Annotated in this window: 29 protein-coding genes; 13 read left to right on the top strand and 16 right to left on the bottom strand. The window is 65.4% G+C overall.

Going from position 1 to position 24,514, the window contains the following annotated elements; translation table 11 throughout:
• Positions 1-11 precede the first annotated feature (11 nt).
• A complete protein-coding gene (locus tag AB0J29_RS20555) occupies positions 12-212 on the bottom strand; it encodes a zinc transporter Slc39a7 (protein WP_364504569.1) in 201 nt (66 codons plus the stop codon).
• A 433-nt stretch (positions 213-645) separates the two neighbouring features.
• On the opposite strand from AB0J29_RS20555, the gene AB0J29_RS20550 reads away from it, so the two are divergent.
• Positions 646-1,185 (top strand): Fur family transcriptional regulator, encoded by a 540-nt coding sequence (locus tag AB0J29_RS20550; protein WP_364788257.1) that lies wholly within the window; start codon positions 646-648, stop codon positions 1,183-1,185.
• A gap of 316 nt (positions 1,186-1,501) precedes the next feature.
• Here AB0J29_RS20550 and AB0J29_RS20545 read toward each other — a convergent pair whose 3' ends face one another.
• Positions 1,502-1,717: a heavy metal-associated domain-containing protein gene (locus AB0J29_RS20545; RefSeq protein WP_364788254.1), complete on the bottom strand. Its 216-nt coding sequence runs from the start codon at positions 1,715-1,717 to the stop codon at positions 1,502-1,504.
• A gap of 225 nt (positions 1,718-1,942) precedes the next feature.
• Between AB0J29_RS20545 and AB0J29_RS20540 the strand changes: the two genes are divergently transcribed.
• A complete protein-coding gene (locus AB0J29_RS20540; protein ID WP_364788251.1) occupies positions 1,943-2,521 on the top strand; it encodes a TetR/AcrR family transcriptional regulator in 579 nt (192 codons plus the stop codon).
• A gap of 17 nt (positions 2,522-2,538) precedes the next feature.
• On the opposite strand, the gene AB0J29_RS20535 is transcribed toward AB0J29_RS20540, so the two are convergent.
• From AB0J29_RS20535 to AB0J29_RS20520, 4 genes are all read right to left on the bottom strand, one after another.
• Positions 2,539-3,246: a ubiquinone/menaquinone biosynthesis methyltransferase gene (locus AB0J29_RS20535; RefSeq protein ID WP_364788248.1), complete on the bottom strand. Its 708-nt coding sequence runs from the start codon at positions 3,244-3,246 to the stop codon at positions 2,539-2,541.
• Between the two features lie 53 nt (positions 3,247-3,299).
• The gene (locus tag AB0J29_RS20530; protein ID WP_364788245.1) at positions 3,300-4,226 is read right to left on the bottom strand and encodes an NAD-dependent epimerase/dehydratase family protein; all 927 of its coding nucleotides are present in this window, start codon (positions 4,224-4,226) and stop codon (positions 3,300-3,302) included.
• Complete coding sequence (locus tag AB0J29_RS20525) at positions 4,223-4,585, bottom strand: hypothetical protein (protein ID WP_364788242.1); 363 nt, start codon at positions 4,583-4,585, stop codon at positions 4,223-4,225. The genes AB0J29_RS20530 and AB0J29_RS20525 overlap by 4 nt, the downstream gene beginning before the upstream one ends.
• Positions 4,586-5,024: 439 nt before the next feature.
• The gene (locus AB0J29_RS20520; RefSeq protein ID WP_364788239.1) at positions 5,025-5,372 is read right to left on the bottom strand and encodes a DUF6463 family protein; all 348 of its coding nucleotides are present in this window, start codon (positions 5,370-5,372) and stop codon (positions 5,025-5,027) included.
• A 30-nt stretch (positions 5,373-5,402) separates the two neighbouring features.
• On the opposite strand from AB0J29_RS20520, the gene AB0J29_RS20515 reads away from it, so the two are divergent.
• The 3 genes from AB0J29_RS20515 (at position 5,403) to AB0J29_RS20505 (ending at position 8,270) form a co-directional block, all read left to right on the top strand.
• A complete protein-coding gene (locus tag AB0J29_RS20515; RefSeq protein WP_364788236.1) occupies positions 5,403-6,002 on the top strand; it encodes a TetR/AcrR family transcriptional regulator in 600 nt (199 codons plus the stop codon).
• Positions 6,003-6,403: 401 nt separating this feature from the next.
• Entirely contained in the window at positions 6,404-7,417 is a 1,014-nt protein-coding gene (locus AB0J29_RS20510; protein WP_364788233.1) for an alcohol dehydrogenase catalytic domain-containing protein, read from the top strand.
• 67 nt (positions 7,418-7,484) lie between these two features.
• A complete protein-coding gene (locus tag AB0J29_RS20505) occupies positions 7,485-8,270 on the top strand; it encodes an SDR family oxidoreductase (protein ID WP_364788230.1) in 786 nt (261 codons plus the stop codon).
• Between the two features lie 18 nt (positions 8,271-8,288).
• Here the strand turns inward: AB0J29_RS20505 and AB0J29_RS20500 are convergent, their stop codons facing one another.
• Positions 8,289-10,022 (bottom strand): MOSC and FAD-binding oxidoreductase domain-containing protein, encoded by a 1,734-nt coding sequence (locus AB0J29_RS20500; protein ID WP_364788227.1) that lies wholly within the window; start codon positions 10,020-10,022, stop codon positions 8,289-8,291.
• 249 nt (positions 10,023-10,271) lie between these two features.
• Between AB0J29_RS20500 and AB0J29_RS20495 the strand changes: the two genes are divergently transcribed.
• The gene (locus tag AB0J29_RS20495) at positions 10,272-11,135 is read left to right on the top strand and encodes a DUF427 domain-containing protein (RefSeq protein ID WP_364788224.1); all 864 of its coding nucleotides are present in this window, start codon (positions 10,272-10,274) and stop codon (positions 11,133-11,135) included.
• A 227-nt stretch (positions 11,136-11,362) separates the two neighbouring features.
• Complete coding sequence (locus tag AB0J29_RS20490) at positions 11,363-12,304, top strand: acyl-ACP desaturase (RefSeq protein ID WP_364788421.1); 942 nt, start codon at positions 11,363-11,365, stop codon at positions 12,302-12,304.
• 194 nt (positions 12,305-12,498) lie between these two features.
• Here the strand turns inward: AB0J29_RS20490 and AB0J29_RS20485 are convergent, their stop codons facing one another.
• Genes AB0J29_RS20485 through AB0J29_RS20475 form a run of 3 tightly spaced genes read right to left on the bottom strand, consistent with a single transcriptional unit; the run spans position 12,499 to position 13,874 of the window.
• Positions 12,499-13,347, bottom strand: a complete 849-nt coding sequence (locus AB0J29_RS20485) for a class I SAM-dependent methyltransferase (protein ID WP_364788221.1) — start codon at positions 13,345-13,347, stop codon at positions 12,499-12,501.
• Between the two features lie 3 nt (positions 13,348-13,350).
• Complete coding sequence (locus AB0J29_RS20480) at positions 13,351-13,695, bottom strand: VOC family protein (RefSeq protein ID WP_364788218.1); 345 nt, start codon at positions 13,693-13,695, stop codon at positions 13,351-13,353.
• Between the two features lie 20 nt (positions 13,696-13,715).
• On the bottom strand, positions 13,716-13,874 hold the full coding sequence (locus AB0J29_RS20475; RefSeq protein ID WP_364393553.1) for a CopG family transcriptional regulator: 159 nt from the start codon (positions 13,872-13,874) through the stop codon (positions 13,716-13,718).
• A gap of 155 nt (positions 13,875-14,029) precedes the next feature.
• Here AB0J29_RS20475 and AB0J29_RS20470 point away from each other — a divergent pair, with 155 nt between their 5' ends.
• A complete protein-coding gene (locus AB0J29_RS20470; RefSeq protein ID WP_364788215.1) occupies positions 14,030-14,623 on the top strand; it encodes a hypothetical protein in 594 nt (197 codons plus the stop codon).
• 6 nt (positions 14,624-14,629) lie between these two features.
• Here the strand turns inward: AB0J29_RS20470 and AB0J29_RS20465 are convergent, their stop codons facing one another.
• The 3 genes from AB0J29_RS20465 to AB0J29_RS20455 form a co-directional block, all read right to left on the bottom strand.
• A complete protein-coding gene (locus AB0J29_RS20465; protein WP_364788212.1) occupies positions 14,630-15,304 on the bottom strand; it encodes an LppP/LprE family lipoprotein in 675 nt (224 codons plus the stop codon).
• 198 nt (positions 15,305-15,502) lie between these two features.
• The gene (locus AB0J29_RS20460) at positions 15,503-15,883 is read right to left on the bottom strand and encodes a hypothetical protein (RefSeq protein WP_364788209.1); all 381 of its coding nucleotides are present in this window, start codon (positions 15,881-15,883) and stop codon (positions 15,503-15,505) included.
• Complete coding sequence (locus AB0J29_RS20455; protein ID WP_364788206.1) at positions 15,880-16,692, bottom strand: TetR/AcrR family transcriptional regulator; 813 nt, start codon at positions 16,690-16,692, stop codon at positions 15,880-15,882. The genes AB0J29_RS20460 and AB0J29_RS20455 overlap by 4 nt, the downstream gene beginning before the upstream one ends.
• Before the next feature lie 149 nt (positions 16,693-16,841).
• Here AB0J29_RS20455 and AB0J29_RS20450 point away from each other — a divergent pair, with 149 nt between their 5' ends.
• The 4 genes from AB0J29_RS20450 to AB0J29_RS20435 all read left to right on the top strand — a co-directional run bounded on the left by AB0J29_RS20450 (position 16,842) and on the right by AB0J29_RS20435 (position 21,122).
• Complete coding sequence (locus tag AB0J29_RS20450) at positions 16,842-17,639, top strand: ABC transporter ATP-binding protein (protein WP_364788203.1); 798 nt, start codon at positions 16,842-16,844, stop codon at positions 17,637-17,639.
• Positions 17,636-18,970 carry an ABC transporter permease gene (locus tag AB0J29_RS20445; protein WP_364788200.1) on the top strand — a complete coding sequence of 445 codons (1,335 nt, stop codon included), beginning with the start codon at positions 17,636-17,638 and terminating at the stop codon, positions 18,968-18,970. The genes AB0J29_RS20450 and AB0J29_RS20445 overlap by 4 nt, the downstream gene beginning before the upstream one ends.
• A 63-nt stretch (positions 18,971-19,033) precedes the next feature.
• Positions 19,034-20,293, top strand: a complete 1,260-nt coding sequence (locus AB0J29_RS20440; protein WP_364788197.1) for a saccharopine dehydrogenase NADP-binding domain-containing protein — start codon at positions 19,034-19,036, stop codon at positions 20,291-20,293.
• A 247-nt stretch (positions 20,294-20,540) separates the two neighbouring features.
• A complete protein-coding gene (locus AB0J29_RS20435) occupies positions 20,541-21,122 on the top strand; it encodes an ElyC/SanA/YdcF family protein (protein WP_364788418.1) in 582 nt (193 codons plus the stop codon).
• A gap of 37 nt (positions 21,123-21,159) precedes the next feature.
• On the opposite strand, the gene AB0J29_RS20430 is transcribed toward AB0J29_RS20435, so the two are convergent.
• From AB0J29_RS20430 to AB0J29_RS20420, 3 genes are all read right to left on the bottom strand, one after another.
• Positions 21,160-21,360, bottom strand: a complete 201-nt coding sequence (locus tag AB0J29_RS20430) for a hypothetical protein (RefSeq protein WP_364788194.1) — start codon at positions 21,358-21,360, stop codon at positions 21,160-21,162.
• 147 nt (positions 21,361-21,507) lie between these two features.
• Positions 21,508-22,038: a phenolic acid decarboxylase gene (locus AB0J29_RS20425; RefSeq protein ID WP_364788191.1), complete on the bottom strand. Its 531-nt coding sequence runs from the start codon at positions 22,036-22,038 to the stop codon at positions 21,508-21,510.
• 103 nt (positions 22,039-22,141) lie between these two features.
• Positions 22,142-23,023, bottom strand: a complete 882-nt coding sequence (locus AB0J29_RS20420; protein ID WP_364788188.1) for a LysR family transcriptional regulator — start codon at positions 23,021-23,023, stop codon at positions 22,142-22,144.
• 127 nt (positions 23,024-23,150) lie between these two features.
• Here AB0J29_RS20420 and AB0J29_RS20415 point away from each other — a divergent pair, with 127 nt between their 5' ends.
• Positions 23,151-24,500 (top strand): MFS transporter, encoded by a 1,350-nt coding sequence (locus AB0J29_RS20415; RefSeq protein ID WP_364788185.1) that lies wholly within the window; start codon positions 23,151-23,153, stop codon positions 24,498-24,500.
• Positions 24,501-24,514 lie beyond the last annotated feature (14 nt).

Genomic DNA, 24,514 nt, shown 5'->3' with positions numbered 1-24,514 from the left:
CCCGGTACAGCTCAGTCGTGGGTGTGCGAGTGATCGTCGAGCAGATCGCTTTGATGCACATGGCGATGCGAATGTTCCACGCCGTCATGGGTATGGGTGTGTTCGTGTTCGACATGGTCATGCTCGTGTGTGGTGTGGGCGTGGGTATGGGTCAGTGTGCCGTGACTGTGCGCGTGAGAATGCGGCTCGTGATGGGTGTGTTGGTCGGTCATCTCTGCATTTCCTTTCCGTCTCGAGCGGGTTCGCCGGGCACTGATATCGACACCGCCTCGGTGCTGCTGGACCGATATGCGGCGATATGGGCCGTGCCGAGAAACAGTTGACGCACCTGGTTGTTGTGAGCCGATAGAGCAGCGATTGCCTTCATCGCGGGCCCGCACCGATCGCGCCATCCGCAGTTTCGTCAGGCGTTGGGACACCTGCGGTGTTTTGCTTACCGACATGGCCAGCCAGATCGTTCACAGACAGTACGGCATCGATCGAAGCCAACAGTGTCCGAACACGGGTCGAATCGGCGAACATCCTCAACCGGTCGACGACCAACGCAGCTGATCATGTGGTAACCGCGTTACCAGATCATCTGCATTCATACGCAGATAGTAGCGTTAGATGAGGAAAGCGGTTCCGTGGCGAACGAGGTACTCCATGAACGAGGTCGACGATTCGGCGACAACCGCTGCACCGTTCGTGGGCCAGACCGTAATCGACCACGACACCAGGCCGATGCTTACCGCGGGTGCATCCGGCGACCCGGCGGTCGAGCGCGCACGATCGATCCTGCGCAGTTGCGGGTTACGTTGCACCGCACCGCGTTTGGCGGTGATGTCGGTGCTGACCAGCAACCCGGCAGCGGGACACCTCACGGTGCAGGAGATCGTTGCGCGACTCACCGAACGTCGGGAACCCGTCGACTTGACCACGGTTTATCGCACCCTCGCGCGGATGGTCGAGATGGGTGCCCTGCACGTGCTCACCGTTGGGGAGCGGGCCGCGAGCTACGGTCTAACCGTGCATCCCCACCACCATGCCGTCTGCACGCGGTGCTCGGTGGTGATCGAAGTCCCCGCCGAACAGTTGACAACCGCGCTGGACCACGCCAGCCGCGGCAGCCGGTTCGAACTCGCCGACACCGCAGGTCTGACTCTGCATGGGCTGTGTCCTGCCTGCCAAAAGGTCGCGTGTTAGCCGAGCTGCTAGTCCCTGGCGTGATGGCGGGCCGATTCCTCCGCGGGACCCGCGCTCGTCCCAGTGCAAACCTATCGTCGAGCCGGCATCTCGCAGCAGAGCCTGTTGCTGATCGGCGAAATGTTCGCAGATCGCTTGGGGTGCAAAGCCTCTGATCGGGGCGGGGAAGCCTGCTGCGCACTTCGAGCGCCGACTCGACAATCCCGCCTGATCGAGCATCGGCCGTACGCTCCACTCGCCACGTCCGGCTCGACTACCGAGCCGGACGTGGTCGGTGAAGTCCTGGTCATCGATATGACATAGGACCTCGGGCTGTTCAGACCAACGTGAAGTTTCCGCCGCTGCGAAGTGCGCGCTGGATTTCGTCGGCGCGCAGTTCGTGATCGGCATCGACCGTCACCGTCGACGGTCCTTCGATATCGAGGTCGACACTGACCCGATGGACGTCGGGAATCGCCGAGATCGCCTTCTCGACCGTTCCGACGCATCCCTGACAGTGCAGACCATCCACCGAGAACGTGACTTGAGACATGGCACTCCTGTCATCCGCGATGATGGGTAATTCCGGCGCATGGGCGGCAGTGACTCAGCAGACGGGATCTGAGGGCGATGGTACTGCGGTTGCCAGGCGTATACCAGGACATGGAGTGGCCGGGTGCTGATAGGCGCCGTGACTGCACATTCAGGACGGCCATGGCCCGAAGCACCCCTCTTAGAGAATTGTCTCTAAAACGAATTCGAGCATAGTCTCCACACCATGGGAAGACCGGCCAAGCACAGCGCGGACCGCTTGCTCGATGCCGCCGCGACCCTGCTGGCCGAGTCGGGTCCGGCGGCGGTCACCATGTCTGCGGTAGCGCGGGCGGCCGGCGCGCCCAGCGGGTCGGTGTACCACCGGTTTCCGGACCGGTCCGCCCTGCTGTCCGCGCTGTGGCTGCGCACCCTGACTCGTTTCCACGAAGGAGTTCTCGCGACCCTCGCCATCGATCCGCCGGAGTTGGCCGTGCGGCGGACCGCCCGGCATGCCGTCGACTGGGCGCGCCGGCATCCGGGAGATGCGGCCGTTGTAGCGGCCGGGGCGGAGGAACTCGGACTGCGCGAATGGGACGATGCGGCACGGGAATCGACGCGACGGGGCAATGCCGCCGTGCAGGAGGCGATCGCCGATGTCATCCGTCGGCTCGGCGGGGGCGATGACCGCACCGCCGAGCGGGTGCTGGTGGCAGTGGTGGACGTGCCCGCCGCGATGATCCGGCGCTATCTACGGTCGGGTCGCCCGATTCCGAGTGATGCCGCCGACCTGGCCGAGCGGGCGGCAGCCGCGCTATTGAGCTGAGTGAACCCAGAGGCTGATCACTTCGATTTGGTGGCCCACAATATGACATTCGTACCGAAGAATTTCTTGCGCCACCCGACTTCCCGAAAATTGAGTTCATGCAGAATGTCGGCTAGCTGTTGTGGTGACACGAAGGCGAGTGTGGTGGATCCGAGATAGGCGTAGGATGCTCGGTCGCGCGCCACGATCTGCCCCAATAGCGGAACCATTTTTCCAAGCGCCCATTTCGCAGCCGATTTCACCGGGCCACTCGGGGGGCAGGTTTCGAGCACTACGAGTCGGCCGCCGGGTTTGAGAACTCGATGCTGTTCGCGAAGAACCCTGCCGAGGTCATCGACATTTCGGAGTAGATAGCCTTCGGTAATCCCGTCGAAAGATTCGTCCTCGAACGGTAGCCGTGTTGCATCGGCAACCTGCCATCGAACCGCGCCCGCCCCCGACTTGGTCCTGGCCCGACTCAGCATTTCCTCCGAGAAGTCGATGCCTGTCACACTCGCGGCAGGATACTTGCGTGCCGCTGCCAAGGCGATCACACCTGTCCCGGTGGCCAAATCCAAGAGTTTCCCACCCACCGGCGGCGCGACTCGTGCGGCCACCTCTCGGCACCATTGTTCATGGCGGCCGAGGGTCATGACGAAGTTCATCCGATCGTAGTATCCGGCAATCTTCTCGAATATCCCGCGTACATCGGAGCCGCTGTCCCGAGGTATGTCGTCAGCAGTCATCTTGCGAACCTCTCTGCCCGGCGAATTTCGCCTGGGTCATTCCGAATCGGCGCTCAGCCCCAGTCGATCGCAGAAAGTCCCTCGTGACAGGACGGGAATCGAGGCGACCAATTCAGCTCGCGTTTGGCCTTTTCATTGGACAGGCGAATGCGGGTGCGCACCATCAGCGCATGCATATACGGGGTGGCTCGCAATAGCCACGACGGTATTCGGCGCGGTTCTGGGGCTCCGGCCGCTCGGGCGATGGCTCGGACGTATTCGTCGAAGCCGACGGGGTGGTCATCGGCAATGTTGTACGGCTCTCCGCCGCGCCCCCTCTCGAGGGCCGCGACGGTCGCCGCCGCGGCATCGACGATATGGATGGGTGAGGTGACGCCCGCTGGTCGCGAGACCGGCAGTCGACGCTTGCGCGCCATGTCCGCGAGGGTGTAGGTGCTGACCTCTGGACCGTAGAACAGGCCGTAGCGCAGGGCTATGCCATCCATCCCCGGCGCGGAGAGCACCTGGTTCTCGTTGGACAGCATCGAACGCAGGTGGCGGTCGAACGAGTCGCCTGCGGGTACGCCGAAGGGGGCGTCTTCGGTGACCGGATCGTCACCGTGGTCGCGGTAGCCGTAGCCGAGAAAGAATGATTGGGTGATGAATCGGTGCGCACCGACGGTTTCGGCCGCCCGCAGCAGATGCGTGGTGCCCATGTCGCGCAGGGCGTTGGTCGCATAGAGATGGCGATGCGCCGTCGGGGTCTGGGTGAGCGCGGTGGCTTCGTGAATCACCGCGTCGGCCGCACGGCCTTCGAGAGCTGTCAGCAGTCCACGCTCGTCCATGATGTCGGCGAGCACTGGTTCGGCTCCGCCCGCAGCCAGTCGTCGGGCTCCGGTCTCGGTCCGGCACAATCCGATTACCGTGTGCCCGGCGTCGATCAGTTGCGACACCAGTTCACTGCCCAGTGTCCCGGTAGCGCCTGCTAGCAAAATTTTCATCGGGCGGCCTCCGTTCGCTGTGTCCGCAGCCGGACGACCAGTGCGGCAGCGGCGATTACCGACACCAGCCCGAGTGTCCAGAAGTCGGAGTCGTTGCCACCGAGTTCGTGGTCCAGCGCATGGTTGATCGCGTGGAAGGAATTGGCGAACACAAACCCCGCCAGCGTGACCGCGAGTGCGTCGCGCCACCACAGTGCGCACAGCAGCATCAGCCCGATGCCGATTTGGAAGACACCCGCGTCGTGCAGAAAGTGCACATGGTTGGGCCAGTTCGCCCAGTCGGCGAATCCAGCGGGATCAACCCGCATCCAGACCCCGAACCCCATCATCGACGCCGCGGCCAACACCGTCGCAATCACAACGAGAGTGTTCGTGGGAACGTGCCGAGCACTTGTCATCGCGCCGCCTCCGGGGACCTCGGACCTGTTGGCACGTGCATGACGGCTACCGGCATCGTCGCTCACCTTTCCGTTTTAGTCATCGTTCTCTAAAACCAATTAGAGCACTTCCTCCAATACATCGGGAGAGCGGCGAAATATGATCTGCGACACCGCGTTCGATGCCTCTCGAACGTCTTTGCGTGGCAGTGGTTGGACGGATCGCGGTGAGCGGCACGGGTCTCTCTGATGTGCCGGTGCTGATTGTCGGGCTATGGCCGATCGGATCCCTTCGGTCAGGACGACTGAACTATCCGGGCGATCTTGGTAGCTCGGTGTTGGGTGGCGCTGTGGTCGGGAGCTTGGCGGCGCACACGAGGAGACCTGTCGGGCGGTGTTGGATCGGGCTGGGCTCGGCTTATCAGGCTGGGACTGCGGCGTTGCGGCGATGGCGCATCCATTCGCGGACGCCGAGGGCCAGAGGTATCAGGACGGTGAGAAACCCTGACACGGGCTCGCAGACGAGGCCGAACATGGTGAGAGTCGCGATTGCGGCGAGGACCGGCGCCGGTACGTAGCCTCGGCTTCGCTCTATCTCGGTCACGGCGATACCGAGGCAGACGGCGGCGACACCGAACGCGGTGAACCAGAAGTAGAGCTCGGCCTTCTCGTCGCCAATCGCCCACATGACGGCGCCGAGCACGGTGTGAGCCGATCCGATGAAGGTGAACAGGCTGCCCGCCAACGGGAATCTAGTTTTTGAATCCACATTCAGAAACCTTGCCTTAAGCTGTCCCGCGTGGCAAGACCTCGGCGATTCACCGATGACCAGATCCTCGACGCGGCGCGCGATCTGCTCGCCGACCCGGCGATCGCCCGGCCGACCATCGCCGCGATCAGCGCTGCCTCCGGTGTGCACACCGGGTCGATCTACGTGCGTTTCGCCTCCCGCGAGGAGCTGCTCGCCCGGCTGTGGCTGCGTTCGATCCGGCGCTTCCATATCGGGTTCATCGCCGCCCTGTCCGGAGCCGACCCACTGCTCGCCGCGGCGGTGTACCTGCCGCAGTACTGTCGCGAACATCCCACCGAAGCTCGTGCGATGCAGATGTTCCGGCGCGAGGAGCTTCTCGGAGTCGGCCCCGATGAGCTGCGCGCCGATATCGCCTCGGTCAACGACCGAATGAACGACGCGCTGCGCGGCGCCATCGTCGCGGAGTTCGGCGCCGCCGACGAGCACCGTACGTCGATCGCGATGGCTGCGGTCAAGGCCATCCCCTACGGACTCGTACGCCAGTACATCGGGGGTGCGGAGCCCATTCCGCACTGGGTCGACGACGTCACCGCCACCGCGACGGCCGCCGTTGTCGGCACATTGCGCACGACCCGCGCCGGCTGCTAGGCGAGTGCTTCGATCGAGACGCCCGCGTTCGTGCAGGCCGCGGCATCGACGATTGTCACCTGATGGCGAGACCAGCGGACGTATGATTCCCACAGCATCTTTTCGGCCGGTGCCTTTGCGGTGGGGCGTGCGACGCCGCGGGATGGAATGGCGACTCGTCGGCTGGCCATTGCGCAGTGGCCTGAGCAGGTAGTGCTGACCGGGGTTCCGCCGGCGCCATCGTTGTAGGCGAGAACAGCGTCGATGGCATCCGGGGTTGCTGAAGGCAACAAAAGATAAACCGTGAGAACCGATGTTTCATCTGGTGCCCGATTACCGTTCGAGAATTGCCGGCGCCGCTGCCTCGGTCCGCTGTGCTGAGGGCCGCGTCGCCGCCGCTCCCCAGGAAAGCGAGGATACCGATGTCTACTCATCAGGCTGTGCACGTGCAGTCCGCTGGTGCGGCACTGAAACTGGTCGATGTTGAAACAGCCTCACCGCCTCGCGATCATGTGCGGCTGGCGGTCTCCGCGTGTGGGATCTGCGGCACCGACCGTGCATTCGTCAGCGGAGCATTTCCGGACATGTCCTGGCCGTTGACACCCGGGCACGAGATCGCCGGCACCATCGCCGAACTCGGCGCCGGCGTCGACAACTACATCGTCGGTGACCGCGTTGCTGTCGGCTGGTTCGGTGGGCACTGCAACAAGTGCGTCCCATGCCGGAAAGGCGACTTCATCTACTGCCAGAACCTGCAGGTCCCCAGCTGGCAGTACCCCGGCGGATATGCCGAGTCGGTAATCGTGCCGGCCAATGCGCTGGCGCGCATCCCGGACGCGCTTTCGCTGGCCGAGGCCGCGCCGATGGGTTGTGCCGGAGTCACCACCTACCATGCGCTTCGCGAAACCAAGGCGGTACCCGGCGACCGTGTCGCCATTCTGGGGGTCGGCGGATTGGGCCACCTCGGCGTGCAGTTCGCCCGCGCGATGGGCTTTGAAACGATTGCGATCGCACGCGGCGCGGGCAAAGCGGAGGACGCTCGGGCGCTCGGCGCCCACCACTACATCGACTCGACTGCTGGCGACGTCGGCGAAGCGCTGCGGCGGCTCGGCGGTGTGTCGGCTGTTCTGGGTGCTGTGGGCAGCGCGCCAGCAATGGCCGAAACGGTCGGTGGTCTGCTACCTCGCGGTGAGCTCATCACCATTGGCGTCACCACCGAGCCACTGCCGATCAGCCCGATGCAGTTGATCAATGACGGGCTGAGCGTCACCGGCCATGCCTCCGGCACCGCGCGGGATATCGAGGAAACGATGCAATTCGCGGTCCAATCCGGCGTGCGCACGCGAATCCAAGAACGGCCGCTGGACCAAGCCGCCGAGGCGTATGCCGCTATGGAGCAGGGACGGGCCCGATACCGCATGGTCCTCACGGTCTGACCGATCAGGGTTGGCCGCAACCCAATCCTGATCCGACAGTAATGGAGCTGGCGACGGGAGCAACAGCATGGATCTACATCTGTCGGGCAAGACCGCCGTGGTGACCGGCGCAAGCAAAGGTATCGGGCTCGCGATCACGCAGGCGCTGGTGCGCGCTGGTGCCCACGTCGTGGCCGGATCGCGCGGCAGAGGGCCCGGTCTCGAGACGCTGGAGGAGGCCGGGACGGTGACCTTTGTATCCGCCGATTTGTCGCAGCCCGGCGGTGCGGATGACCTGGTTGCGGCTGCGGCGGACCGCGGTGGCATCGATGTGCTGGTGAACAACGTCGGCGCGGTCGCCGTGCAACCGGGCGGAATCGCGCACGTTACCGACGACCAGTGGCAGGCATCCTGGGACCTGAATGTGATGGGGACGGTGCGGCCGACCCGGGCCGCTCTGGCGCAGATGTACCGCCGTGGCGGTGGATCGATCGTCATCATCGGATCGGTCAACGCGTACTCCCCGGACCCCGGGATCTACGACTACTGCGCCACCAAGGCCGCCGTCACGAACTTCGGTAAGGCCTTGTCAAAGGAATTGGGGCCGAAGAACATTCGCGTCAACTCCATCAGCCCCGGCCCCGTGACGACCGGGCTGTGGCTGGACGATGGCGCAGTGGCCGACATGATCGCCGACGCCAGCGGTCAGACCCCCGAAGAGGTCATGTCCGCGACCGCCGGTGCTGCCTCGATGGGCCGATTCACCACTCCGGAACAGGTTGCCGACCTGGTCGTATTCCTGGCCAGCGACCGGTCCGCCAATATCACCGGATCCGATCTGCGGATCGACGGCGGCTTCGTCGACACGATGTGAGGTAGCGACCGGTCACTCTCACAGATCCAGCACGACGTCGCTGTCCGGGCGGGCGCAACAAATCAGTACCTGACCGTTGTCGGGGGCTTCCAGCGGGTCCGGTAGATAGGTGGTGGCTCCAGCCAGTAGCGGGGTGATGCAGGTGTGGCACACGCCGGTGCGGCATGACCACCGGGTGGGCACGTCACATGCCTCGGCGAGTTCGAGCAGTGATCGCGCATCGAGCTGCCAGCGCGTGGACAGGCCACTGCGACCGAAAGTGACCAAAGGGCCGGTACCCGGCGTACCCGGTGGCTGGTGGGGTGGGGTGCTCGACACGGTGGTCACCCCCGGGTTGATCGGTGTTCGCGTTCCGAACAGTTCGGTGTGGATGCGCGTGATCTCCAGTTCGGTAAGTGCTTCGCGGATGTCGGTCATGAAGCGTTGCGGTCCACACAGGTACGCCGTGGCATCGGTGGGCAGACCGAGGTCGGCGAGTGTTTTGCCGGTCAATCGGTGCGGCGTAATCCCGGCGGCGGGAGCAGTGTGGAATACGTGCTCATGAGCGGTGGGTAGTGATCGCAGCAATTGGTGTGCCTCATCGGCGAACGCCTGCTCGTCGCTGTTGTGTGCGGTGTGCAGCCACCACACGTCACGGTTGCTGCGATGGGCGGCGAGTTGGTGCAGCATCGCGAGTACCGGCGTGACGCCGACGCCCGCGGATATCAGCAGCACCGGTTCGGTGCCTGCCGTGAGGACGAAGTCACCGCGTGGTGCGGCGACCTGAACGATGGTGCCGGTCTGCAGTTGGGTGTGCACGTAAGTGCTGACCAGTCCCTCACGTTTGACACTGATGCGGTAGGTGTCGCTGCCGGGTGCTGAAGACAGCGAGTAGCTGCGGACGGGCGCGGGGTCACCCGCACCGGGGAAGCGGAGTGTGAGGTACTGGCCGGGCAGCGCGTTGGGCAGGTCGGCTCGGTCAGCTGTCGCGAGGTAGACCGAAACGATGGTCGAGCTTTCGCGGACGATATCGACAACCTCCATCGCACGGAAGCCGCTCCAGCTCGGTTCGACCATCGCACGGAAGCCGCTCCAGCTCGGTTCGACACCGCTGGTCGGCGCGTCGGCGTGTTCGCTGGCCAGTAGCTCCCGGAACGATTGCTGCCAGCCCGGGCTGAGTGCCGGAATGTCGAGTGCGGTCGACAGGTCGTTCGGATCGCGGTCGGGGAGATAGAGCAGTGCGTCGATCGCGGCGACACTCATGTGGTGCGCTCCACGTCGGGTGCGGGTGATCCGGTCGCCGGCCTGAACACGCCCCTCGGTGATGACCCGGAAATAGAAGCCGGGCCGGTGGTGGGCGACCAGCAGTGCCGCCAATGTCGGTATGCCGAGCCGCATGCCGACGCGAAAACAGGTAACCCGGGGCTGGGTCACTTCGAACTCGGCATCTCCGATCCAGAACCGGTCGCCGATGCACACTTCCTGGTCGCTGAGCCCCTCCACCGTGAAGTTTTCGCCGAACTGTCCGAACTCGAAACCGGTGTGCCCGAAGTAGTGCTGCCAATACCGGATCGAGTCGATCTGGTACACGAGCACAGCGCGCTGCTCACCACCGTGGCCGTTGAGATCTCCCTGGCCATCGCCATCGATATTCAGTTTGCGCACCAGCACCGAACCACTCACCGGCGACTTGAAAATTCCGGTACGGACCGTTCGTCCTTGCCAGGCGACATCTTTGGGCATACCAACGTTGACCGAGAGCAAAGAAGCCATGGGTTTCGTCTCCTCGGTTGTTGCTCTATTCACGCTACTCCGGCTCACCGTCGGTGCGAGGCTGTCGCGGATGCTCGGTGTCGATGACAATCGGCCGGAATACGCTGGTAGCCATACATCCAAGACGGTGCGGTGAGTCGAGTGGGTCGCTCAGAGACTGCACTGCGATCAGTGTCGGAAAGGTTGAGCGACCGATGGCTCGGCCCTATCGGAAGTACTTCGAGCGCGTCCGAGTGGAGGGAGCTGATTATGGGGCTGTCATGGCAGCAGGGACCACTTTCACCGAGATCGGTCGGCCGGTTCCTGACCGAGCAACCGCTGCCCGAGCGGCTGCTGTTCGCGGAGCCACTGCGTCGGCGCATGCGGGTGCGGTTCGGTGACGAATGGATCGCCGAAAGCGACGATGTGGTCCTGCTCCACGAGCCGGGTCACTATCCGGTGGCCTACTTCCCGCTCGAGGGTGTCGAACAGGGTGTCTTGCGGCAGACGGATCGCCGAACACAGCACCGCGATCTCGGTACGACGTCCTGGTTCACCGTGACAGCGGGGGAGCACAGCGCCGAGCGGGCCGCCTGGCAGCACATCGAGTTGCCCGACTACGCGGGCGAGTTGCGCGATCGCGTGGCCTTCGCCTGGCGCGCGATGGATGCCTTCTATGAAGAGGATGAGCGGATCGTCGGCCATGCCGCCGACCCGTATCACCGCAACGATGTCCGCGCCACCTCACGACATCTGGTAGTCCGCGACGGGGACCGCACCATCGCCGATACCCACCGACCAGTGGTGCTGTACGAGTCGGGATTCGCGCCACGCTGGTATGTGCCGCGAGAGGACGTCGACGAATCGGAACTGACATCGGTGGACGGTCAAACCTTCTGCCCTTACAAGGGCCTGGCCAGCTACTACGACATCGGCGCGCGCAGCCGCGCCGCATGGTCGTACGTGGATGCCTGGCCAGAAGTGGGCCGCGTACGCGGTTTGGTGTCGTTCGAGCCCGACAAGATCGAGGTCTACCTCGACGGAAACCGGCTCGAACTCGCGCCGGGCCAAGCGGTCGTGGCGCATGGTATCGACCGCGGCCTCGACCCCGACGAGATCCTCGCGCGGCGATAGGTCAGCAGTCCTGCCGCTGGATTCGACGGAGCGGCTCAGCGCCGCAGCCAGATGCCGTTGCCAGGCATGCGTCTCGTCGGTCGGTTGCCAGCAAACCGGGCCTGCCCGATCTGCGCCGAACCGGTCGCGCTCGATTAGGGTAGGGGTGCGGCAAGGCTGCGTAGTCAAGGAAATGCGTGAACAGCGGTACGTTCCGTGGTTGCTTCCACCGAATCGAAAGGCGCTGCATAGCAATGGATTTGACGCAGATCGAGCTACTGACCGAGCTGGAGCCGGTAGTTGCGGCCAATATCGACCGGCATTTGGCCACCGCCAAGGACTGGTGCCCGCATGATTATGTGCCATGGGACGAGGGCCGCAACTTCCTGGCAATGGGTGGCGTGGACTGGGATCCCGAGCAGTCGCAGCTCTCGGAGGTTGCCAAGGTCGCGATGATCACGAATCTGCTGACCGAGGACAACCTGCCCTCCTACCACCGCGTGATCTCCGAGAACTTCTCGCAGGACGGTGCTTGGGGCACCTGGGTCGGCCGCTGGACCGCCGAGGAAAACCGCCACTCCATCGCCATGCGCGACTACCTCGTATGCACGCGCGCTGTCGATCCTGTCGCGTTGGAGAGCGACCGCATGGTGCATTTGACCCGCGGTGTACACGCGCCGGAGGGCTTCAGCGGTGTGCTCGATCAGGTCGCGTACGTGACGTTCCAGGAGTTGGCCACCCGGGTCAGCCATCGCACCACCGGACGGGTCTGCGACGACCCGATCGCCGACCGGATGCTGCAGCGCATCGCGGCCGATGAGAACCTGCACATGATGTTCTATCGCAACGTCACCGGTGCCGCGTTCGATATCGCTCCGGACCAGACGATGGAGTCGGTGACCAAAATCGTGAAGACGTTCGGCATGCCGGGCAACGGCATGCCGAACTGGCGTCGCAATGGCGTATTGATGGTCAAGCACGGGATCTACGACCTGCGTCAGCACCTGGACGAGGTGTTGATGCCGGTCCTGCGAATCTGGAATGTCTTCAAGCGCACCGACTTCACCGCGCGCGGTGCACGCAGTCGCGAAGAACTCGCCGAGTACCTCGACAAACTCGGCCGCGACGTCATCCGGTTCGAAGAACAACGCGCCCGCATTCTCGCGCGCGAGGCGGCGCGCGTCGGGTAGCGCGGCACCCTGTGCACCACAGTCGTTCGTGAACTCCATACGACTGTGGGATGCAGGCTCGCGCGCCAACGCTCTTCGGCGGAGGTAGTTCGACCGCCGCGATCCATCCATGCCCGACTGCTACGGCGCGGCGGCCGACATCCGAAAACGGCTCGAACAACGGACTCCGCGACGGCCGGGCGCCACCGACGTCGTCAAGTCGTCGCCACCAGGAACTGTTCCGCGCTAGGGGGTCGCAGACCGTCAGTTCTGTCGGCGAAGTAGCGCTGGGTCAGGATGGATGTCGAAATATGTTGTGTCGATGCGAAACCCGCTGCCTCAGCCAGCTCGATCAGTTCGTCGGGGCTGAACAGGCTGAGGAATGGCACGCCACTTGCTCGGGCGGCATTCTCGACGACCTGGCGTATCGGGCGTTCCTCGGCATCCAATAAGTCCAGCGGCAGTTGGAACGTCATGGCCAGGGTGGATCCGGGTGCGAGGGTCGAGATCCGTTGCAGGGTCTGAATATTCGCTTCGCGCGTGAGGTACATGGAGACGCCGGTTTCGGCGACCACCGCGGGACGCGACGGGTCGAAGCCCCCGGAGATGAGTCGGTCCCACCAGGATTCGGCCTCGAAATCGACCGGGACCAGCCGCAGCCAGGGCGGAATTCCGAAGCCGAGCTCGACCAACCGCTGCCGCTTCCATGCCTGCGGGTCGGGCTGGTCGACCTCGAATACCGTCATCCTGGAAGCGATTTCGGGTCGACGCTGGGCGAATGTGTCGAGCCCGGCGCCGAGGATGACGTACTGATCGACGCCACGCGTCGCCTGTTCGACCACCAGATCCTCGACGAAACGGGCGCGCGCCACGACGCATGCACGCGAGAGGCTGGTCGTCTCGGGGGCCATATCTCCTCGGGCGCGCCATTCGTCGTCGGGATCGATCAGTCGTAGCCCGATCTCGTCTTCGAGTACATGCGGCGCCGGATCGATCTCGACATGCAAGGCGCGCCACAGCGCCACGCGCTCCGCCGTGCTCTCGGGGCCGATGACCTGTTGCATGGTTCAGCCGACCTTTCCGACTTGCAGACTCCATACCCGACCGTCCGGGTCGCGGACCGTCATTTCCTTTGTCCCGTAATGGGTTTCCTCGAACGGCGTCACCACCTCGACATCACTGCTCGGCCGGAACGCATCCGGCTCGGTCACCGTCAGTACGAGCTGTGTCTGCGGGGTCTGGCTGCGCGGGATCTCGGCGATGAATACATACGGACCATCGCCATTGCGGAACAGTCCGGAATTGTGGTCTGTGGTGAATTCGGGTTCGAAACCGAGCGCCTGAAAGAACCGCGCCGATTTGCCCCAATTGTGCGTCTCGACGAATACGCCTTCGATGCCCTGCGTCGTCATCTCGTCTCTCCTTATCGTGCTCACGGTTGCTGATCGTGGGCGTCGTCGAGGTATCCCCGCAGTGCTTCCGCGACCAATGCCGACAGCGACATACCGGACTCGATTGCTCGGAACTTGACCTGCTTGATCAAGCCCACCGGCAAATACACGTTGAACTGCTTCACGTCCTCGTCGCCCACACGTCGATGCTAGCATCCTAGTAAGCTAGGAACAAGATCACCGAGCGCTGCCGGCGGCAAACATCGCGTGCGGAACCAGGTGCATGGTGATCTGATCGGCCGCCGGAGCGTGGGGGCGTTCGGCGGGTCGCGGGGCGGCGCGATAACTTGATCGGGTGATCGAGAGTTCGGTATCCGCAACAGCGGGGGCATGGCGGGCAGGTGACGGCGTCCCGGTGACGTTGCGGGAGGCGACGGTGGCATGGGCTGTCGCGGCACATGCGCAGCTGTCCGAGATCGCCACGGAGTACGGGAACTTCGTCACTGTGACGGAGTTGGCCGAGCGGGTGCAGGAAGCGTCCGGGGTGCATACCGGTGCGCCGACGCGGATGTGGATGGATGCCATTCTGCGCAAGGTCGCGCGGCGCTGCCACAATGCGGGCGAACCGCCGCTGACCTCGCTTTGTGTGCAGGAGGACCACACCGTCGGCGATATGTACAAGTACGTGCTGGAACTCGCCAGGCTGCCGATTCCGAAGGACCTCGAGTTACATGCCGCCTACGCCCGGTGGCAGTGCTACGAGCAGCATGGCGCCGCCATGCCCGCCGAGCCGACCGCCCCGCCGCTCACGCCCAAGGTGGCGGGCAGCCGCTCGACGAGCACGACCCCGCAGGCGACCAAGCCGCAAACCGAGCCTGCCCGCGCGGCGGTGTGCGTCGAGTGCTTCATCGAGCTACCTGCCAGTGGAACCTGCCATTACTGCGTGTAGCGCGGCTCAGTTGTCCGGCGGGAATTGTCCGTTCGCGTGGACCGAGTTTCCGTCGAGGGTGAAGGTCACCACGCTCGGTCCGCCCTGCGGGCAGCACAGCGCATCGTCGGGCTTTGCCCAGCGGTATCGCACCGAGACGGTGTCCCGAGTCTTGCCGAGTATTTCGGTGTAGCCGTACGGCTTCGATGTCGCGGTGCCGAGGTAGGTGCCGTTGGTGAAGAACAGGATGTGGGTGCCGGGGTGAATGCCCTGCCACTCCACCTGCATCCACGACAAAACACCCGAGCAGCCTGCCTGGATCGGATCGTCGCTGCCGCCTTGAACAACCCATGTGCCTCCGACCGGGGGCGGCCCCAACTTGGCGAGTGCCTCGGCGGCCAGTGCCGAGTTCACATCGAAGCACAGACCGTGTCCGCTGCCATACGGTGCGGGTTCCGCGGGCGCGGTCACCGGATGGTCGACTGTGGGCTCCTGCCTTGCTGTCGATTTCGGACTCGACGCCGAAATGCCCGGCGTAGCAGCGGGTTTCGGATCCACCGCGTTTTGTGTAGCGGACGCACCGGCCTGTGCCGAAACGGACGTCCCGGTGGCGCCGGATGGCGACGAACTCGCGCCACACCCGACAGTGCCGACCATAATGCTCGCCGCGAGTACGGTAAACGCGCATGACTTGATATTCATGGCTTCCCCTCGATACCGATTGACAACACGAAACTTACTGTGCCGCAACGAATTGCAGACATAGTGAGCATCGGATGATTCGCGGCCGGCGTTACCGAGAATCGGACGCGGTACGTGCCCCCAAATGTCGGGGCGGCGACGGGTGGGTCGACGAGGCCGCCGACCCACCACGCGGCTCGGCGCGCGGAATCCGGGTATTCAACGCCGGACACTCAACGCGCCCTCCATGTTCGCGTGATACCGGCAGTAGAAGGGGTGCGAGCCGACCTCGTCGGGTGCGGTGAAGGTGATGGTCTGGCCCGGGCCGATCTCGTGATCGAAGAGGCCGGGACGTTTGCTGGTGATGCTGTGTTTCACCGAATCGAGGTTGACCACTGTCAGCACCGCGCCCGGTGTGATCGGGGGCGTGCCGGTGTAGTCCTGGTGTTCGATGGTGATGGTGACGGCGGGTATCGGCACGGGGCCGGACCACGCGGGCGGGGCGCTGTCCTCCGAGGTGCCGCACCCTGCCGCGCATGCGGCGGTGAGCAATCCGATCGCGATCCGATGCCGCCACCGAGAGGTTCGAGTGCTGTTCACCTAGACCGGCTGCCCACAATCATTTTGTCTACACCGTCGAGCAAGCACCGCAGTCCGAACTCGAAAACGCTCTCCGGTTGCGACGCTTCGAATGCGTCCACACCGAAGCGGGCGATCATCGGCATGGTTCCGACGGCCAGCGCCTGCCGGATCTGCGCGTCGCGCGCGCCCAGCCACTCCTCGCGGGTGTGCTTCGCGAACTGTTCTCTGGCAAGCGCATACGCCGAACTCTGCGCGTGGTTCCCCACCATGATCGCGATCCGGACCATGGTGGGGAAGTCGAGTCCGAGGTCGTCGACCGCGCGGATGCGCCAATCGGTGTAGACCATCATCCGCGGGGCGATCGGTGGTCTGGTGGTGAGCGCGAAAAGCTGCGGAACCCAGGGATGGTCGAGGTAGATCTGCCATTCCTGGCGAGCGGACAGCTCCAGCTTGGCCCGCCAGCACGGTGGGCCGGGTTCCGGGAGGGGATGGTCGCCGAAGACGGCATCGATCATCAGTCGACCCAGTTCCTCCTTTCCCGGAACGTAGCGATAGAGCGACATCACCCCGACGCCCAGTTCGGCGGCGGTGTGGCGCATGGACAGGCCGGAAGTGCCTTCGCGGTCGACCAGTTCGATCGCCGCACGCACTACCCGCTCCACGGACAGACCGGGGACGGCTGCCTCCACCGGTGCGGCGGCCTGTTCCTGTTTCGCCGAGACGCGCTCGCGGTAGGCCCGCGCACGGCAGGCGCGGGAGCAGTAGCTGGGCGGGCGGCCGCGCGCGGCGGGCGCAAGTTCGCGGCCGCAGACCTGACAGGTGGGCATTCGAGCCTCTTTTCGTCACGCGATCTGATTGATGACGAAAGTCTACACCCGGTCTGAATTGTGTCGAAAATCGAGCGCATTATGTGGCTTTAACTCGATTAACTTCCTCTCATTGCGCAAACTTCAGGTTGCTTGGGTACGGTGTATTTATGACTCGTACAGTGTACTTCGACGAAAGGTCGAAGGCGGCCCCCGCTCGGTACAGCGTGGAACTGCGTCAAGTGGTGAAGGTGTACGGCGAGGGCGCCGCGGCGGCCCGGGTCCTCGACGAGGTGAGCCTGGGCTTTCCGCGTCACACGTTCACCGCCGTCATGGGACCGTCCGGCTCGGGGAAGAGCACGCTGCTGCAATGCGCGGCCGGGCTGGACCGGCCGACCTCGGGTTCGGTCTCGATCGAGGGCACCGAACTGACCACGCTCGACGAGACCGCGCTGACCCGTCTGCGCCGTGATCGGTTGGGCTTCGTTTTCCAGTCCTACAACCTGGTGCCGACCTTGACTGTGGCGCAGAATGTCACGCTGCCCATGGAGTTCGCCTCCCGGCCGGTCCCCGCCGGCGCGTTGCGCGACGTCCTCGCCCGGCTGGGCCTCGAGCGATACGCGCGCTCCCGGCCCGCGGAGTTGTCGGGAGGTCAGCAGCAGCGGGTGGCGATCGCTCGTGCGCTGCTGAGCGCTCCGGCGGTGGTCTTCGCCGACGAGCCGACCGGCGCACTCGACAGCCGTGCCGCCGCCGATGTGCTCCGCCTGTTGCGGGAAGCCGTGGACGGCGCAGGGCGCACCATCGTCATGGTGACGCACGATCCGGTCGCGGCGGCAGCGGCCGATGCCGTCGTGTTCTTCGCGGACGGCCGGGTCGTGGATATGATGCACCGCCCCAGCGCGGACGCCGTGGCGGCCCGGATGGCTCGGCTGGGTGAACGCATCCCGGCACGTGGGGGCCTCCGATGATGTGGCGGTTCGCGCTGCGCACGGTACGGGCGCGTACTTCGGCCTACCTGGCCTCGGCGGCTGTGATCGCGGCCGGAACCGCGCTACTGATCGCCTTCGCCGCGCTTCTCGACTCCGGAAGAGCGATACCGGACGGTGGCGGAGAGTCGCTGTCCATCCTGGCGGGGATCATGGGTGGCTGGACTCTCGTCGTGGTGATCTTCGGTATCGCCGCCACGGTTTCGCTCGTGATCGAGCAGCGCACCAGGGAATTGGCCCTCATCAGATCGATAGGTGCCATTCCCCGCCAGATGCGCGCGATGGTGCTGATGGAAACAAGCGCCGTGGCATTGCCCGCGACGCTGGCCGGTGCGCTGCCGGGGATCGGGCTCGGCGCGTTCCTGCTCGATCGTATGGTCGCGTTCGGCGTGGTCACCGAACCGGCCCGGTTCGTCGTGCACGGACCGACGATCGCGGCGGGTGCGGGAGTTTCGTTGCTGTCGGCCACAGTCGCTGCGGCGCTGGCGGGCAGTCGCGCCGCGACGATCGCGCCGGTTGCGGCGCTCGCCGACGCCGCGGGCGCGGAGGGCGTCGCGATCTCCCGGAAGAAAACCCTCCTGGGAGCGATGTTCGTGCTGATCGGATTCGGCTGCGGAATCGGCACCCTGTTCATGGCCGACGGGCCGTTGCTGGCCGCCGCAGCCGGGCCCGCGTGTATCGGTGTGGCGATTGGTCTGGCGCTGTTGAGCCCCTGGGGCGTCGCCTCACTAGAGTCCCTCGCGACCCGGTTTCCCGGCAGCGCGGCACGATTGGCTCTGCGCAATCTGGCCGCCCGCGCCGCCGACGCGACTTCGGTCGTCGGCGCGCTCACACTGCTGATCGGCATCGCGACCGGCACGCTGTACATGCAGGGCACCGAGGACAGCATCGCCGGCCGCGCTGCCGATGACAACGGCCCGCAATTCGCAGCGGCGAACTACATGGTCGTGACGATGATCATCGCCTTCTGCTCGATCACGGTGGGCAACTCGCTGATCGCGGCCACCTGGAAGCGTCGCAGGGAATTCGGCCTGCTCCGCCTGACCGGCGTGACACGGCGTCAGGTGCTGGGCATGGTCGTAGTCGAAAGTGCCGCAGCGACATTCGTCTCGGTCGTGCTCGGCACGGTCGCGGCTGCGGCCACCATCGTCCCCTACAGCCTCGTCAAGACCGGGTCCCCGGTGCCGGGTGGCCCGTGGTGGATGTTTCCCGCGATCATCGCGGGCAGTTTCTCGATCGCGCTCGCCGCTGCCACCTCGACGAGTTTCCGTGCCACCCGTGAGCGCCCGCTCGCTGCCCTCGCGACACCGTGACACCGAGTGGTTCCGGCAGCTACCGGGACACCGGCTCCACTCTCTATCGAAAGCAGGTTCATCATGATCGAGAATCGCGAGTTCGATCTCGTACTGTTCGGCGCGACAGGTTTCGTCGGAAAGACGACAGCGCAGTATCTGGCAGAGGCCGCGCCCGCCGGCGCACGTATCGCGCTGGCCGGGCGGTCCCGGGAGAAGTTGGGCGCACTGCGCGACCAGTTGGGACCAGCCGCGGCAGAGTGGGAACTCATCGCGGCCGACGCGGGCGACTCCGACGCGCTCGGTGCTCTCGCCGCCCGGACCGCCGTCGTGATCACCACCGTCGGCCCGTATCAGCGATACGGGCTACCGCTGCTGGCGGCGTGCGCGCGGCACGGCACCCACTACGCCGACCTCACCGGCGAATCGATATTCACCCGCACCGCAATCGACCGCTACCACGACTCGGCGGTCGCATCGGGCGCCAGGATCGTGAACTCGTGCGGATTCGACTCGATACCCTCTGACCTGAGCGTCTACCTGCTGCACCGGGCCGTCGCCGCGGACAACGCCGGCGCACTGGAGCAGACGACCCTGATCGCGACGATGAAGGGCGGCGTCAGTGGGGGGACGGTGGATTCCGCGCGAGCGATGTGGGAGGCGATCGCCGCGGAACCCGCCGCGCGGGCGGTGATCACGGATCCGTATTCGCTGAGCCCGGACCGAGCGAGGGAACCCCGGGGCGGCGGCCCATCCGACCACGCCCTCGGACGTGCGAAAAGCATCGCCCCGGACCTGAAAGGCTGGGTCGGCACCTTCGTCATGGCGCCGCACAATACGAAGATCGTCCGCCGCAGCAACGGACTGCTCGGGTGGGCATACGGGCCGGACTTCCGCTACCGGGAGGTCCTGGACGCGGGCGCCGCACCCGCCGCCCCGCTGATCGCCGCCGCGACCGCGGGAACTGTGGTGGCCGGTATGGGGGCGGTGGCAATGCTGTCCAGGTCGCGAGCCGGACGCCGGTTGCTCGATCGAGTACTGCCCGCACCGGGCACCGGACCGGACGAAAAGGCCCGCGCCGCAGGATGGTTCCGTACGGCGACCTACACCCGGACCTCTGCGGGCGCGCATTATCTGGCCACCTTCGCCGGGCACGGTGATCCCGGATATCAGGCAACCGCGGTGATGCTCGCCGAGAGCGGCCTGTGCCTGGCCTTCGACGGGTCGCGGTTACCCGACCGCGCCGGAGTTCTCACACCGGCCACCGCGATGGGTGACGCGCTCACCGCGCGGCTGCGCGCGGCCGGGATGACGATCGAGGTGACGGCCACCGCAGTGGGTTAGCGAGCAGGATTCTCATCGTCGAACACCGCCGACTCCGCGGCGAACCTGTGCGGAACTTGCACCCGAAGTGTCCTGCTGAGCTGTGCGATTGTTGCCTGGACAACAGCAATCATCGCAGCTCGAAGGACACTTTCTCATTCAAACCCCACTGACGGGCGCAAGCCTGTCGGTGGATCGAGGCTCAGTGCCGCGCCAGTATCGTCGGGCAGGTGCAGTTGATAACCGACGGGAAGAGTTCGGCGTGGTAATGCTCCGGGTGGGTGTCGGTCTGGTCGCCGCAGTGGCGGTGGTCGTCGCGGGTGCCAATATCCGATTGTGGTTGGTATCGGCCGAATATCGGTTCGGAGCCGCGGCGGCGCCGACGGTTCCGGTGGTGATCGTGCCGGGCGCGAAGGTCGGGCCCGATGGTGCGCCGATGGCCTACATGCGTGGACGACTCGATGTCGCGATCGAACTGCTGCGGGCCGGAAAGGTGCGCGAGATTCTGGTTTCCGGTGACGCTGCTGGTACATCCGGCGACGAAATCGCCTCGATGACAAAGTATCTCGCGGACCATGGCATCGATCCGGCGGTGGTGCGCTCCGACGGCGAAGGATTGTCGACCCGAGCGACATGCGAACGAGCCAAGAATCTGTTCGGTATCGACCGTGCGATCATCGTCACCCAATACCAGCATCTGCCACGGGCGGTCGCCTTGTGCCGCGGCGCGGGCATCGATGGCTACGGCGTCGTCGCATACTGTGAATGCAAGCGAATGACTTTGGTGCGCAACACTATTCGTGAATGGTTGGCCGCGCCCAAGGCGGTCGCCGCGCTGATCTGGCGCTGATTTACCTTTCGTTACCGAAGGCCCGGCAGCGCTGGAGTCATGGCTGCGGCGCCGGATCAGGTATCGGTTCCGGATACGGCTCGGGATACGGTTCCGGCTCCGGATGCGGCTCGGGCCGCGGCATCGGTTCCGGACCGGGTTTCGGTGGCACCGGATCCGGGATCGGTGTCGGTGGCACCGGGTCCGGGATCGGCATCGGCGGGATGGGGCTCGGATTCGGTGGCACGGGACGAGTCATGCGCGTACCTCCTCAGGGCAGCGGTACCCATTCGATTGCGGGTGAATCAGCCAGGACGTCCGCGAGCCTTCGATCCGCGCTGCTGTGACCGACCCCGCGCCCGACGAATGTCGATCCGTGCCCTTCCGGTTTACTAGCCTGACGCGCTCAGTTGGTTCGCGCGGCGTACCCCGGCGGCAGCTTGTCCGGTGGACAGTTGATCACCGTGTCGTCGTCGAGATCCCGGGATTCCAGGAAGGTGATGCGCCCAGACGAGGCGACCAGGGTCAGCGGATAGGTCGGTCCCTTCTCCCGGTCGGCGATGACCGCCTCGAGATTGTCCTCGTATCGGGTGAGGGTGCTTTCGGGATAGTCGAGCATCCATTGCGGGTAGGAGATCGTGGTGTGCACCCGGCGATCGCCGAGCCAGATGATGATCACCGTCGTCGTTCCGGTCGGCTCCACCCAGGCGATTTTGTACAGATCATCGTTGAGTTGGACCAGCTTCGCCGCCTGATTCTTGGACCACCGCCCGAACATCGGTCCCATCAGACATCGCGATTCGATCCGCTGCGGACCCCGCACATACAACTCGAATTTCCAGCCGTTGTCGTAGGCGTAGATGAGGTGCTTGCCGACAATTCCGGAGAGATCGCCGGTTAGTGCCGAGACCGTGATCGCAGACTGCTGCGCGCTCATCGGTAACTCCTCTCGGTCGACCAATGCGGTCGGGACCTGCGTCTATATGGTCAGCCTAATCACATGACCGAGCATTGCGGCCGGTTTGCCGGGAACGGTGCGGTCATGGCCGCGCGGCCGCGTACAGGACCTCGCGCAGCCCGGGTAGTGCCTCCTGATCCGCCCGCCACACCAGCCGCAGATTCAGATCGGGCATCGGGAAGTCCAAGCGCGCGAGGGTGCCGTGCGCGATGCCGTCGGCGACCGCGAATTCCGGTAGTAGGGCGATACCGAGTCCGTGCTCGGCCCATGCCCGCATGACCGGAACCGCACCGGCTTTCACGCGCCGTGGACCCGAGCCGAGCACCTTTTCACCTGCCATCCAGAACGAGCATTCGGGCACATTGACCAGCAGTCTTTCCTCGATGAGGTCGGCAGGTGTCAGGCCGGACCGCGTCGTCAGCGGATGCGCCGGTGCGGCGACCAGGGCCAGCGGTACCGGATCGAGGTCGAGGAAGGCCAGCGGTTCGGCGGGGGCGGGAAAACCCAGATCACCAACGGCGCCACCGGAATCCAGCAACAGCGCGGCATCGAGATCGCCGCGGACCACATCGGCGAGCAGGCCGTCGCGGGCCCGGTCCGAGCGCACCTCGACCTCGATATCGGGCCGTCGCTCGGCCAGTCGCGTCAGCACCTGCGGCACATACGCACCCGCGAGGGTTTCCAGCGCCCCGAGCCGCAGCACCGGCCGTTCCTCCCGTACGGCGCGCACCGCCTGTTCGGCCTGTTCGAGTAGTCGCCGCGCCCATCCGGTGAGGCGCTGCCCCGCGGGCGTGAGCCGCATGCCCTTGGGATCGCGCACGAAAAGTGCCACCCCGAGCGTGGTTTCCAGCGTGCGGATCTGCTGGGACACCGACGACGGCGCGAGCTCGAGCGCGACCGCGGCCTCGGTGACCGTGCGGTGGCGCACCACTGCCTCGAAGGTCCGCAGCTGGCGTAATTCCATGGCCTGGCCAACAGCGACAGAGCATTCGGATATTCCGAATGCAGCATGCGCTGTAGCCGGTGGAGCCGTCGGGCCGGTCCGGCGAGAGTGATCGCGTCATCACCGAGCCGAGGAGCTGTTGTACCGGATGAGCATGCTGCAATCGCGGGCGCGGACGTCCGCCGCGTCGACCAGGGCCCTGCTGGGGATATCCCTCGGGTACTTCATGGTGCTGTTGGATATGACGGTGCTTTCGGTCGCCGAGCCGGATCTGGCGGCGTCCCTGCACACCTCGATCGCCGGACTGCAATGGGCGACCACCGGCTATACCGTCGCCTTCGCCGCACTGCTGCTCTCCGCGGGCGCGGTCGCGGATCGCCATGGTGCGCATAGGGTATTCCGTTTCGGCACAGCGGCTTTCGGTCTGGCCTCGCTGCTCAGCGCCTTCGCGCCGAACCTGTGGGTGCTGGTCGCGCTGCGGATGCTGCTCGGCGTCGCGGCGGCGGCGTGCGTGCCAGCATCGATGGCGATGATCACCCAGCTGTATCCGGATCCGGGCCGGCGCGCGCGAGCGATTTCGACGTGGGCGGCGATCAGCGGCGCGGCGGTCGCGGCGGGGCCGATCGCGGGTGGTGCACTGGTCGACCTGGCCGGTTGGCGGTCGATATTCGTCGTCAATGTCCCCATCGCGGTGCTCGTATTGGGGCTGAGCATGGGTTCCGCGGTCACCTGCGCGCGCGGTGATCGCCGCATCGACTGGGCGGCACAGCTGACCGCGGCCATCGCCCTGGCGCTGTGCACCGACGCGCTGATCGCGGCGGGCGCGCAGTCGTGGGGACACATGGCGTACTCGTTCGGCGGCACGGCGCTCGCGGCGATCGCTTTCGTACTTCTCGAACGACGCAGTGCCGCACCGGTATTGAATCAGGAACTGCTCCATGCGGGCCGGGTGCGGGCCGGACTGCTGGTGGGTGCCGCGGTGAATTACGCGCTGACCGGGGCACTGTTCGTCCTGCCGTTGCTGCTGCAGCAAGAGCGTCAGCTGAGCCCACTGCAGACCGGGCTCGCCTTCCTGCCGCTCACCGTGCCGTTCGCCGTGATCCCGCCGCTCGCGGGCAAACTCGTCGCCCGCGTCGGCCCGCGTCGTCCGATCCTGATCGGACTCGGCCTGCTCGCGGTGGGTGGTGTGGTGCTGGCCGTTGCGGTGTTCGCGGGACTCGGCTATCCGGTGCTGGCATTCGGCCTGCTGTTATCGGGATTCGGTGTCGCCTTTGCCCTTCCGGCGCTGGTCACCGCCATTGTCAGCGTGGCACCGCCCGGAACCGCCGGTGCGGTCGGCGGCCTGCTCAACGCTGTCCGCCAAGTGGGCGCGACCCTCGGCGTCGCGGTCATGGGCGCGCTCGTCACCCCTGGCATCGGGTGGTCATTGCTGTCCTGCGCGGCGGCTTGCGGACTCGCCTTCCTCGTTTTCGGCTACTACCGCGCCGCCGAATCCTGACGTTCTACTAGTTT

The organism is Nocardia sp. NPDC049707, from assembly GCF_040674855.1.
In the GTDB taxonomy this organism is placed as follows: domain Bacteria; phylum Actinomycetota; class Actinomycetes; order Mycobacteriales; family Mycobacteriaceae; genus Nocardia.
Note: the sequence above shows the minus strand (reverse complement) of the source record. Positions and strands in the feature narration are given on the sequence as shown.